This is a genomic window from Bilifractor sp. LCP21S3_A7 (assembly GCF_052118825.1).
In the GTDB taxonomy this organism is placed as follows: Bacteria; Bacillota; Clostridia; order Lachnospirales; family Lachnospiraceae; genus Bilifractor.
In genome coordinates this window covers 1-11,763 of the sequence record NZ_JBQKGL010000018.1, presented here as the reverse complement: position 1 = coordinate 11,763, position 11,763 = coordinate 1, and the positions used below count along the sequence as shown (strand labels likewise).

General features: G+C 50.4%; 15 protein-coding genes. All 15 read right to left on the bottom strand.

All coding sequences use genetic code 11. The features are described 5' to 3' along the window. Nucleotides 1-36 precede the first annotated feature (36 nt). Nucleotides 37-1,104, bottom strand: coding sequence for a flagellar biosynthesis protein FlhB (flhB, locus tag ACTQ1O_RS13205; protein ID WP_441487660.1), 1,068 nt, complete (start codon nt 1,102-1,104; stop codon nt 37-39). 37 nt (nt 1,105-1,141) lie between these two features. Beyond that, complete coding sequence (locus ACTQ1O_RS13200; protein WP_441487659.1) at nt 1,142-1,897, bottom strand: flagellar biosynthetic protein FliR; 756 nt, start codon at nt 1,895-1,897, stop codon at nt 1,142-1,144. A gap of 2 nt (nt 1,898-1,899) precedes the next feature. Further along, entirely contained in the window at nt 1,900-2,163 is a 264-nt protein-coding gene (locus tag ACTQ1O_RS13195; protein WP_441487658.1) for a flagellar biosynthetic protein FliQ, read from the bottom strand. A 33-nt stretch (nt 2,164-2,196) separates the two neighbouring features. After that, the gene (gene fliP, locus ACTQ1O_RS13190) at nt 2,197-2,871 is read right to left on the bottom strand and encodes a flagellar type III secretion system pore protein FliP (RefSeq protein WP_441487657.1); all 675 of its coding nucleotides are present in this window, start codon (nt 2,869-2,871) and stop codon (nt 2,197-2,199) included. Between the two features lie 2 nt (nt 2,872-2,873). After that, nucleotides 2,874-3,242, bottom strand: coding sequence for a flagellar biosynthetic protein FliO (gene fliO / locus ACTQ1O_RS13185; RefSeq protein WP_441487656.1), 369 nt, complete (start codon nt 3,240-3,242; stop codon nt 2,874-2,876). After that, nucleotides 3,239-4,939: a flagellar motor switch protein FliN gene (gene fliN / locus ACTQ1O_RS13180; RefSeq protein WP_441487655.1), complete on the bottom strand. Its 1,701-nt coding sequence runs from the start codon at nt 4,937-4,939 to the stop codon at nt 3,239-3,241. Before fliN ends, fliO begins: the two co-directional genes overlap by 4 nt. Nucleotides 4,940-4,992: 53 nt before the next feature. Then, nucleotides 4,993-5,448, bottom strand: a complete 456-nt coding sequence (gene flgC / locus ACTQ1O_RS13175) for a flagellar basal body rod protein FlgC (RefSeq protein ID WP_441487654.1) — start codon at nt 5,446-5,448, stop codon at nt 4,993-4,995. Nucleotides 5,449-5,474: 26 nt separating this feature from the next. After that, a complete protein-coding gene (locus ACTQ1O_RS13170) occupies nt 5,475-5,840 on the bottom strand; it encodes a response regulator (RefSeq protein ID WP_441487653.1) in 366 nt (121 codons plus the stop codon). Nucleotides 5,841-5,908: 68 nt separating this feature from the next. Continuing rightward, complete coding sequence (locus ACTQ1O_RS13165) at nt 5,909-6,982, bottom strand: flagellar motor switch protein FliM (protein ID WP_441487652.1); 1,074 nt, start codon at nt 6,980-6,982, stop codon at nt 5,909-5,911. 39 nt (nt 6,983-7,021) lie between these two features. Then, complete coding sequence (locus ACTQ1O_RS13160; RefSeq protein ID WP_441487651.1) at nt 7,022-7,921, bottom strand: OmpA/MotB family protein; 900 nt, start codon at nt 7,919-7,921, stop codon at nt 7,022-7,024. Further along, nucleotides 7,921-8,736, bottom strand: coding sequence for a motility protein A (locus ACTQ1O_RS13155; protein WP_441487650.1), 816 nt, complete (start codon nt 8,734-8,736; stop codon nt 7,921-7,923). Before ACTQ1O_RS13155 ends, ACTQ1O_RS13160 begins: the two co-directional genes overlap by 1 nt. Before the next feature lie 57 nt (nt 8,737-8,793). Next, nucleotides 8,794-9,012: a flagellar FlbD family protein gene (locus tag ACTQ1O_RS13150; protein ID WP_441487649.1), complete on the bottom strand. Its 219-nt coding sequence runs from the start codon at nt 9,010-9,012 to the stop codon at nt 8,794-8,796. 23 nt (nt 9,013-9,035) lie between these two features. Beyond that, complete coding sequence (locus ACTQ1O_RS13145) at nt 9,036-10,031, bottom strand: flagellar hook-basal body complex protein (protein ID WP_441487648.1); 996 nt, start codon at nt 10,029-10,031, stop codon at nt 9,036-9,038. Between the two features lie 162 nt (nt 10,032-10,193). Continuing rightward, nucleotides 10,194-10,730, bottom strand: a complete 537-nt coding sequence (locus ACTQ1O_RS13140; protein WP_441487647.1) for a flagellar hook assembly protein FlgD — start codon at nt 10,728-10,730, stop codon at nt 10,194-10,196. 16 nt (nt 10,731-10,746) lie between these two features. After that, on the bottom strand, nt 10,747-11,763 hold a 1,017-nt coding region (locus tag ACTQ1O_RS13135; protein ID WP_441487646.1), incomplete at its 5' end, for a flagellar hook-length control protein FliK.

Here is an 11,763-nt window from a genome sequence, read left to right as displayed (position 1 = left end):
TCCTGTTCACATTTGCAAACTACGGGTTACACTATCTCAGCTGTTAAAGATGTCCTCTCTTTTTTCCTGCCGGTAAATATATACCAGGAGCTCCGCGACAGCGCTGTAATACTCGGCAGGAATCTCCTGATTCACTTCACATGAAGCATAGAGCCCCCGGGCAAGCACTTTGTTCTCGATCCAGGGAACCTTGTGCTGTTCCCCTGTACGGACGATTCGCAGCGCCAGATAGTCCAGTCCCTTTGCGACAACAACCGGCGCCCCGGATATGTTCGGGTCATATTTCAATGCTACCGCCACGTGTGTCGGGTTACGCACGATTACATCCGCCTCGGGAACCTGCTGCATCATTCTGCGCTGTGAAATCTCCCTCTGCTTTCTCTTGATTCTTCCCTTGATTTCCGGATTTCCTTCCTCCTGCTTGTATTCATCCTTGACCTCCTGTTTCGTCATCATCAGATCTTTTCTGTGCTGACGCTTCTGGAAAGCCCAGTCAACCGCGGCAATCACGGCAAATGCCGCGGTGATCCGGAGCATGAGTCCGAATATCATACGAAACAGCATCTTCTCCGATTCGGCAGTCGGAATATCGATCATCTGAGCGATAGCGTACGAATCGCTCCGCAGCGTCATCCAGACAAAAACCGTCAGGATGATCACCTTAGCCAGATTTTTCAAAAGCTCCATGATTCCCCTGAGCGAAAACAGCCTGCGGAAACCATTGATCGGGTTCATGCGGCTGAATTTTGGCCGCAATGCCTTTTTTGCGAAATTAAATCTCGTCTGAATCCCCGCCGAGACGATCTCGATCACCGCGACGGCCAGTGCAATCGGAAGTGCCGAAACAGCTGCTGCCCGCAGCAGAGAAATCGCGAGATGACTGGAAAGGACCGTCGACGGGTCCTGCTTCATATCCTGCAGGATCTCCATAAGGAAAGCCCGCAGTGCCGTCCTGATTCCGCCTATTCTGCCGCGCAGGACCAGCGTTGCGGCCAGCAGGACCGCAACCGTTACAATATCACGGCTCTGGAATATATTTCCCTCTTCCCGGGCTTCCCGCATTCGTTTTGGGGTAGGCTGTTCGGTTTTATCGTCATTTGCCAAAATCGATCACTTCCTTCATCCCGGATATTATACGCAGTCATGGTGTCATAAGAGATACCATTTCATGCATTCTGTCAAAAAGAGTATTCCATACCGTATCGATAACCGACGACATCGGCACAAACAGAACAAACAGCATAATCAGCCCGACAATCAGCTTTATCTGGAAGCTTACAGCAAAAATGTTGATCTGCGGAATAAAGCGCATCAGAATTCCCACCGCTGTCTCCGTCAATAATTCAATCACAACGATCGGCATTGCGAACTGCATGCCGAGTACAATGCATTCGCAAAAATATTTCAGCATGAATTCCGGCAGTGCCATCGTAACAGTCACCTGCCCGAAAGGTATCGAATAGGCCGTCTCAAAAAGTATCTGCAGGAACCGTATATGTCCGCCGTTAACCATGAAGACAAGCATCATCAGTGCATAATAGAGCTGAGATGACACGGTCATCTGTGCGTTGCTGGCCGGATCGTAGACCTGCGCCATAGATAATCCCAGCATGTAATCAATGACAGCTGTGCCGAAACGTATCACCATGACAGCCAGCTGCATGCCAAACCCCAGAACAAACCCCAGAAGCAGTTCCTTCAGGGACGCTGCCGTGAATTCCAGAACCGTCTGCGGCATGTGATCCATCCTGCCTCCGACCCATACATACAGCATCAGAGAACAGGCAAAAGTAAATGCGCCCCGCACTGCCGGCGGAATCTCATTTCTCCCGAAAAACGGATTGAAAACAAAAGCCCCGGACATCCTCATAATAATAAGTCCGAATAAGACAATCATCCTCACCCTCCCGCAATCATGCGCATGATATTCCGGAAGAATTCCTGCATTGTTGCCAGCATTGAGCTTCCCAGTATAAACAGCAATGCCACGATACCTACCAGCTTGAGGATGAACATCAGTGTCTGCTCATTAATCTGTGTTGCCGCCTGAAAAATTGCAAGAACAATTCCGATCAGCATGCTGACGATAAGAAAGGGGAGCGCAATTCTGAGTGCGGTCAGCAGTGTCTGCCGTACCACATCAATCACTTCTGCGTTTGTCACCTTCTATCAACCACCTTTCTGTCTGAATATCCGTCACCGGAAGCTTGATATCACCGTGGAAAACAGTAACTGCCACCCGTTTACCGATACAAAGAGCAGAAGCTTGAACGGCATTGACACCATCGTCGGCGGCATCATGGCCATTCCCATCGACATCAGCGTTGTCGCCACCACGATATCAATCAGCAGGAACGGAAGATAGATGAGAAAGCCTGCCATAAAGCCTCTCTTCAGCTCACTCGTCATAAAAGCCGGCGTGATCACCGTCAGCGGATAATCCTTTGGATCCTCCACCTTTTCTGTCTTTGACATCTCGATAAACTTGTCGAGTGTCTTCTGTTCGGTATTCTTCAGCATAAATTCCTTCATGGGAACCTGCATGCGCTCGATGGCCGCTTCCTGCGTAATCTCCCCCCTCTGATATGGCTGATATGCCGTCTCGTTCACTTTTTTGATCGTCGGGCTCATGATGAACAGTGTCAGAAACAGAGAGATTCCCACAAGGACGATATTGGGAGGCGTCTGTTGAACACCCAGAGCGTTTCGTGTGAAAGACAGGATGATAATAATCCGGACAAAGGATGTCATCATAATGACAATCGACGGGAGCAGCGCTACCAGCGTCAGGGTGTAAATCATGTTGAGTGCCGGTGTATTGCCGCCGTTCAGACCATTCAGAAGTTCTGTCGTTGTCTGAATTCCCTCCATTTTCAGTGTTCCTTCTTTCCACCGGAAACTCCGGTATATTTTTTCAGATTATACAGAAAAGCATCCTTGAAATTCACAGATCCGTCCGATGGGTCATCGCCCTCTCCGCTGCTTTCCGACAGCTTCTCAAAGTCCTCATCCAGTTCCGTGAGCATACTGATCTGACCGTTTGCCGATCCCAGAAGCAGATACCGTTTCTGAACACGGACAATCAGAAGGGCACGGTCCGATCCAAGCGCTGTCTGATCGATTACCTCCATGTATTTTCCGCGCTGACGGCGGCTCATTGTCTTCCCAAGCACACGGCTGCACACCCAGGCGAGCACCAGAATCAGCGCACAGATCAATATAACAGTTACTGCCTCAATCATTTCACCGTCTCCCTGGTAATATCTTTGTTCAATATCTCCGTGATACGGATTCCGAAATTATCCTCTACCACAACAATATCCCCTCTTGCGATGCATTCTCCATTAACATAGAGATCAGCCTGCTCCCCGGCCATTTTATCCAGTACCACGAGAGATCCCTGTGTGAGGTCAAGGATGTCCTTGACCGGCTTACGCGTTCTTCCAACCTCTACGGAGATTTCCAGAGGAACCCTCATCAGCATCTCGCGGTTTTCTTCCTGTTCGACTCCATCCTTCGCAAGATCAGAGAATTCCGGTGAATTCAGTGACCGGATCCTGTCTTTGTGAACGCCGGACCTCTCTGCGCCGCCATTCCGTCCGTCTGATCCGGCAGACTCTTTTGCTTCATACTCCTTCCGTCGGAACGCCTCCGCAGCCTTGTTCTCCTCATGCATCTCGCGGATCAGCTCCATCATGGCCGTCTGCGACTGCTGCATAGATGCCAGAATCGAAGCAAGCACAGGGTCCGAAGCGGATGCCTGTGGCTGTGTCTGTACCTGTGGCTGTGCCTGGACCTGTGGCTGTGCCTGGACCTGTGACTGCGCCGGGGCCTGTACTCCGGCATCTGCTCCGGTCTGTACCTGAACCTGTGGCTGTGCCGGGGCCTGCTCCTGCGGCTGCGTATTTCGGGCGTTTTCTGCCTCTGACGCCCTTCCGCCGCCAGATCGAAGCTTTGTTTCCGCAGCTTCGTCTGCCCTTTGCCCCTCTCCGGAAATCTTTTTCATCAGCTCGTCCATCTCAGACTGACTCAGGGTGCGATTGCCGCTATTGCTGCTCCGAATCTTCCGGTACTGCTCCTCAACATCCGCATCGTCCGGTTCCTGCTCCGAATCTTTTGTATCGGCAGATTCATTCATATCTCCCTTCAGCCGCGCAAGCAGTGCATCCGTGGCCGCCTGATCCAGAGGCTTTCCGCCGGAATCCGCAGAGGACGGCTCAGTATCTGCCGCCATATCATCCGCGTGCGCTCCATCATCTCCGTTCTTAGAGACGCCTTCTTCGCCGCTCTCCTCTTTGCCTTCTTCCTCGACAGCTTCCTCGCCCTCATCCACAGCAGCCGAACCGAGGCTCGAAGCATACGGCTCCAGCAGCTTTTTCGCCAGTGAAACCGACATGATATTCAGGAACTCCGTGCTGAGCTTGTCCCCGATTTCCAGCTTAAAACGGACCACAACCTGCTTCACGCCACTTGGAAAGTATTTTTCCTTGAATGTCTTTTCATCAGGTATTTCGAAGGACACAGGTGTCGAAATATTCACCGGATAGCCGAGGAATTCGGAAAGCGCGGTCGCTGAGGAGCCCATCATCTGGTTCATTACCTCTCGGATCGCGCTTGCGTTCATCTCATCCATCACAAAGTCTTCCGGGGGAATTTCCATTCCCATCATCATTCCGACAATGACGCGTACATCATCCCGGCTGAACATCATAATATTCCGTCCGTTCAGTCCCTCGACATAGGAAATTTCGACTCCGACTGCAGGTTCCAGATCGTGGAACTCAAACTGAGAGCGTGTCTCGACACTGACAACCGGCGTCGTGATGTTTGTTGCCGTCCCGAGCATCGTAGACACCGCCGTTGCGGAGGCTCCGATGCTTATGTTCATAATTTCGCCGATCGCGTCAATTTCCATGTCATTAAAAACGGTTGCAGCCATTTATTACCCCTCTCCTTCACTTTCTCCGGATATAACCAAAATCCTCATCGACGTCAGCGTCCGATTTCCTCTGCCTTGGCGATCATCTGCTTCATAGCGTTCAGAACCGTTACATTTGCCTCATAGGAACGAGTCGCCGACATGGAATCAACCGTTTCCTTCAGCACATCCACGTTCGGCTTACGCACATAGCCTTCTGCGTCCGCATCGGGATTTTCAGGATCATACACTCTCTTAAAGGAACGTGTATCCTCCACTATTTCGCTGACTCTGACTCCCCTCTTACCGGATGCCGTCACCGCATTTCCGGTTCTCGCCTGGCGCAGAACATTCGCGAACGACTGATTATCTCCGTAGCTTTCCAGAACTACGTCCTTTCTCCGGTACGGGCCGCCTGCCTCCGTTCTTGTTGTATCAACATTTGCTATATTCTCTGCCGCAACATCAAGCCGGATTCTCTGTGCGCTCATTCCCGATGCGCTGATATCAAACGAATCCAGAAAAGACATATCTTCCTCCTTCCCGATCCTGCCTGTCAGCCCAGGATTCCTTTCACAGTCGAGCAAATTCTCTCGTTATTAAAAGGCTTTACAACGAAATCCTTCGCGCCGTTCTTAATTGCCTCAACAACCATGCTCTCCTGCCCCATTGCCGTGCACATCACTACCTTCGCCGACGGATCCGCCTCCCGGATTTTCTTCAGAGCCTGTAATCCGTCCATATTTGGCATCGTGATATCCATGATCACCAGATCCGGTTTTTCGTCCGCGTATTTCTGCACGCCATCCATTCCATCCACTGCCTCAATGAATGTACAATCTCCGAATCCTCCCTTGGTCAGTGAATTCTTGACCATCATCCGCATAAATGCCGCATCGTCCACCAGTAATATTTTTGCCATTTCATTTCTCCTTTATCCTGTATCTTCTGTATGGGGCCGTCCCCCGGTCCGTTTTGCATAAATATCAGCTATTTTCCCTCAGGTTCCTCTTTCACATTCCGGAATACATCCGGCGGATCGTTCCCTGCTTTTTCCATTTCGCTGCGGGGAATCCGCTCTGTAATCCGAATCGCTATATTCTTGCGGTGCACTCCCATAGTGCCGCGGAACCATGGCTGATCTCCCACATACACCGTGAGCGGGCTGCCCTTCGACTTGTTCATGTCAATGATATCGCCGGGCTGAAGATTATATAAATCCTCGAGACTCAGCCGTATTGTACCCAGTTTCGCTGTCATCGGATATTTTGTATCCACAATATGATCCATGATCACCCTGGAATGATTGGAATACGTGAATCCTCTTGCGAGATGCTTCCGGTTGTCAATAATGCGGAACATCTGCTCCAGCAGAGTACCCGGTATGCATATCCGGATTTTCTCCGCGGAGATACCTGTGACATCCACATTCAGAAGGATCAGAACGACAGTCTCATCCAGCCCCACCTCCTGCACCATCGAAGGATTCTCCTCGATACGAATCGGCCGGAAATCCGCTGTGATGTAATTGGAGAATCCATCCTTCATTGCCTTCGTGATGTACTCTACAATCCTGCGGTACAGAGACATCTCAACATCCGTATAACGGTAATCGTCCGGGGCTGTAAGTACCTGATCTCCGCCTCCTAGCATATGGCTCATCAAAGTCAGAATCAGCCCGGGCGATACATATATCATCATCGGCACATTCGATTTTCCTTTTTCGGATATCTCCGTCTCGATAATCGTCATGCACGCATTCTCATGAAAAGAATTCACGAATTCATAATACCTGCTCTCACGCAGCTCCATGACAGTAATATCCGTCATGGTGCGAAAGATGCCGTTTACCTGTGAGGTCAGAATCCGCGCGTAATTTTCGAAGATACTCTGCAGGATCTTCAGTTTTTCTTTTGTGAATTTACGAGGGCTGTAAAAATCATATTTGTTGTACTCTTCTTCCGGATTCAGCTTTGATGATGCGTCTGCCGCGCCATCTCCGGATCCGTTCTGCATAGATTTAAGCAGCTCATCGATCTGACTTTGTGTTAATACATCTGCCATTCCTGTTTCCTTTATTTTCTTCCGTCAGACATGATGCAATCAGGACGGATTGACAGTCGACGCTACTGCCGATTTTCCGAACTGAACATCCGTATCCGGATTTCCATCGGTAACAGCGGTTTTGTCAGCGTTATTACCCGATTGAACATCTGCCATATATTCATCGGGATTTCTAGCCTCCGCGTCCTTGTCAATCAGCAGAATCTCTACTCTGCGGTTGGCGGCTCTTCCCTGCTCCGTGCTGTTGTCTGCAATCGGACGGAATTCCCCATACTCCATGCTGACAAGCTTCTGCGCCTCAATTACATTCTTTTCCTGAATATAAATACAGACCTCTGCCGCACGCATGGATGCAAGCATCCGGTCGCCGCGGGGTGTATTCAGCTCGGTCTGTACCGCTTCCGCCGTATGGCCCATGATATCAACCTGAGATATCTGGTCCTTCTCCGGCGCAAGTACCTGACAGAACACGTCCAGGGCATTCTTGCCCTGACTTGTAAGCACGGAAGAATCACCGTCGAAAAACGCCCGATCCTTAAATTCAACAAATGTATAATCTTCACCGCGTGTGACGGAAACATCACTGATACCGCTCTTGTCCATCGTCTCCGCAAGAGTGATGTATAATTTGTTGATATCGGTACTGCCCGGAATCTTCGTATCCGGATAAGTCGAACTTCCCATTACAATGGTGTCTTCGGAGCTTGAAGTCGCATCCACCTTTCCGTTGATGTTCAGATTCTGAACTGCCTCTCCCTTTTTATCCTCAAGGCCCGGATAGATGCTCTTAACAAAAAGCTCCCATTTACTCTGATCCAGACTTGACATGGAATACAGGAGTACAAAGAAGGTCATCAGAAGCGTTACCAGATCTCCATAGGTGTCCATCCAGTTTCCGCCTTCATCGCCGCCTCCGCCGCCTCTGCGCTTTCTGGACATCAGGATTCACCTCCATCCGACTCATTGTGCTCCGGCTCCTTGGCCAGAAGCTTCTGCTGTTCGCCGGTCTTCAGTGACGCCAGAAGATTTTCCCGAATGTATTTTGGATTTTCTCCCGCCTGAATTGCCAGAACCCCTTCTATTACGGTCGATCCGTATAACTCCTCTTCATTTTCGCGCACCGCAAGCTTTTGCGCGATCGGGTGAAAGAATACATTTGAGAGCAGACTTCCGTAGAATGTCGTAATCAGTGCGACAGACATATCCTGACCCAGAGTGCTCGCGCCGCCGGAGCCCGACAGATTCATACCCTTCAGCATGTTGATCAGCCCGACAAGCGTTCCGATCATTCCGAATGCGGGCGCAAGCGCAGATCCCTTCAGATACAGCCCTCTCGCTTCTTCATGTCTGGCCGCCATTTCATCCAGTCGGTTTTCAAGTGTACTCCTGACCTTGTCCGGATCATTGGCATCGATAATCATCAGGACAGCAGAATGAAAAAAGGGCTCTTTGATTTCCTCTGCCTTTTCTTCCAGAGCCAGCAGTCCGTTCTGTCTGGCGACCATTGCGAGGTCGACTATGGTTTCTACCGTCTTTGGTATATTATACCCTTTTCCCCTGAAGCACACCTTGATATGCTTCGGGATGTCTTTCAGAATATTCAGCGGATAGCAGGCGATCAATGCCGCCACCGTTCCGCCGAATACAATCAGAATACTCGGGACATCATAGAAATTTCCCAGTTTCGGAAGGGTAATGCCATTGACGATCAGGAAAATGGCTAGACCCCATCCGATAATAGTTGTTAAATCCATGTGACCGGCAACCTCCTTTTGCCTTGTTGCAGACACCGGTGTCAGAATGTCTCTGACTTACCGGATCTGTTGCGTTTCCTTCGCTCTGTCACTGAATGAAAAACAGGACCCGATAAATTCTCTTACCTGCGCAAGGATTGATTCCACGCTGTCTTTTACAATATAAAAATCTCCATTCGCCAGTTTCACCTTTGTCTCCGGAATATTCTCCAGATACACTATCTGAAAAAAGTTCAGATACAGCACTTCGCCGTTAAGCCTGGTAAGTTTTATCATGGAATCCCCTTTCTGTCCCTCTGTTATCTCTTCATGTTCACCAGTTCCTGAAGCACCTCATCACTGACCGTGATAAGCTTCGCGTTTGCCTGGAATCCACGTTCTGTGGTTATCATCTCGGAAAATTCCTTCGCAAGATCTACGTTTGAGGCCTCCAGATATCCGCTCATCAGCGACGGCGTCGAACCGCCGGGCTGTGAAGCCGTCACAAGACCCGTGTTGTCCCCGACCGATGCATTGAACGTATTGTTTCCGGCCTTCATCAGGCCTTCCTGGTTCTGAAACGAGGCAATCGCTGTCTTTCCGATTACAATGCTGACTGCTTCTCCATTCTCGTTCGTTACCGTACCCTTAATTACGCCGTCATTATCAATTTCAACACTCTTCAGCTGCATCGCCTGTCCCTTGAAGGCTCCCGAAAGATCCGTAGAATTAGCCGGGATGGATGATGGCGCACGGAGCGCTGTCAGCTTTTTTGTATTATAGGCGGTCGGGTTCTGAAGGCTTCCCTGCGGCTGGTACCCGTATACAAAATTTTTGTTTGCGTCCACCATATACCCGTTTGCGTCAATCGAAAACTGCCCCACACGTGTATAGGAAAATTTCGCCGCTTTAATTATTTCGCTGTCCGCTTCGATATCGTCTGTATTGTTCGTGGATTTCAGGCCTGTGATTTCATCGTTGGAAGACTTTGTGATGAAGAATCCCGCCCCGTTGATATTTGCGTTGAATCCGCCTACATAAGTAGGTGTCGACGAGGACATGTCCGTCGTTATCGCTCCGGTCATGGAGCCGAATCCATACTGGGACGGATTTGCTCCGCCGATTGTCGCTTTCCCGGTATTGTCGGCTTCTCCTCCGGATGAAGCGGAGGACGTCTCATACATCGCATCCTTGAACGTATAGTTCTGTGACTTAAATCCATTTGTGTTTACATTTGCGATATTGTTTCCAATTACATCAAGCTTGTTCTGATGCGCCCGCAGTCCCGCGACTGCAGAATCCATTGCTCTTAACATTTTTCTTCCTCCATATACGCTAAGTATTGCCACCGATTGCCGATACCGGGTAACAGCTTCCGCATTCGATGTATTTTATATGTATTTTGTTTATCTTTCAAGCTGTATTTTCATATCTCTGTTAGTCTCTCAGGCGCCATTCTCATATTTCCCGCCTGCAGCTTACGGTTCCGGGTTTCTGTCAGCATCCTTCTTTTCTTCCGTCTCCGTGACCTCCTCCGGTGAAGCGTTTTCTCTCCGCTCATTCTCCCCGCCTCTGACCTGCAGAACAGCGCTCATCTCATATTCATTCGGGTCTCCCTTGATATGAAAGGTCGGTTCGTCGCCGCTGAAATTCACCGAGTCGATGATACCGGTCCGTCTTCCATCCGGAACCGTGCTATCTCCGTTCTGATAGCCTTTCCCGCTGTAATCCACTTCTCTTCCCACCATTCCGGCCGCATAGCTCTGCTTTGTCAGAGTCCCCGATGTCTTCAGCGATTCTGTCATTGCTGTCAGGGACTGTACCATTGCCATCTGTGACATCTGGTTCATCATGTCACTGGTGCTCATCGGATTCGTCATATCCTGATTTGCAAGCTGTGCGGCAAGCAGTTTAAAGTAACTGGTGATCGATAATGTATTTCTTTCGTCTGGTACCGCCGCATAGGTATTCGTCTTGTATGGATTATCCGTACTGTTTATCTTAAGATCTGCCAAATCTCTTCTCCTCCCTTCAGACCATTCCCAGTCTCACCATATTCAGGAAGGTATCTGACCTGCTTTCCTTCTTGCGGCTGTCCCGCTGATTTTCGTCTGCTTCCCGCTTGTTCTGTGAATGTGCTTCTGTATCTGTTGTCTCTTGCGCGTTGTCCTGGCGTTCTCTGCCATATGACGCGTCTGTCCTGACAATCGTTTCCGTGCCTGTATTATCCCTCAGGATATCACCCAGTCGTTCTGCCTGGTCCGTGAGCAGCTTCAGGGTCCGGGGATTTTCCGCGCGTATTGCAAGCGTTGCTATTCCCCTCCTGTAGTTGAGCTCAATTGTGATTTTGCCCAGGCTCTCCGGCTGCAGCGTGATATGAAATGTCCTGTTCTTTCCGGTCATAAGCTTTGGCAGGAATTTCCCGAGATCCCGCGTCATTTCCTCCCTGCCTGTCCTCAGCACATGATTCTCCTCTGTGTGCGGACTCCCGGGCAAAATATTGTCATGCGGCTGAATTTCGGCTTTCTGACCGGACAGCACCACCGCCGGACCGATCTGGTTTCGGCTCTCACCGGCGGCCTGTATCCTCTCATCGTCTGCATTCGTTCCGGAGGATGTTTTTCCATTCCCCATATGCGCCGAAAGCGGCCGGGAGGCAGGATTCAGTCCCGCGCCTCCTGCGGCATCTGTGTTCATTTTCCAAACCTCTGACGCGGCTGAAGCTTCCTCGTCGGCTGAAAAATGTTTCGCATGATCCGGGCTGGCCCCGGGATTTCCGGAAACCGGTGCGGACTTTTCATCCTTCAGCGCGGTCAAAGTGGCATTTTCCCATGTGTTCTGTTCCTGTCCGGTATCCGCCTCTCTCCCTTGAACCTCATACTTCCCCGCAGCGGCGATGCCCTCCTCTTTCCCCGCATGGGCAGCTGAAAAATGTTCCGCATGATCCGGGCTGGCCCCGGGATTTCCGGAAACCGGTGCGGACTTTTCATCCTTCAGCGCGGTCAAAGTGGCATTTTCCCATGTGTTCTGTTCCTGTCCGGTATCCGC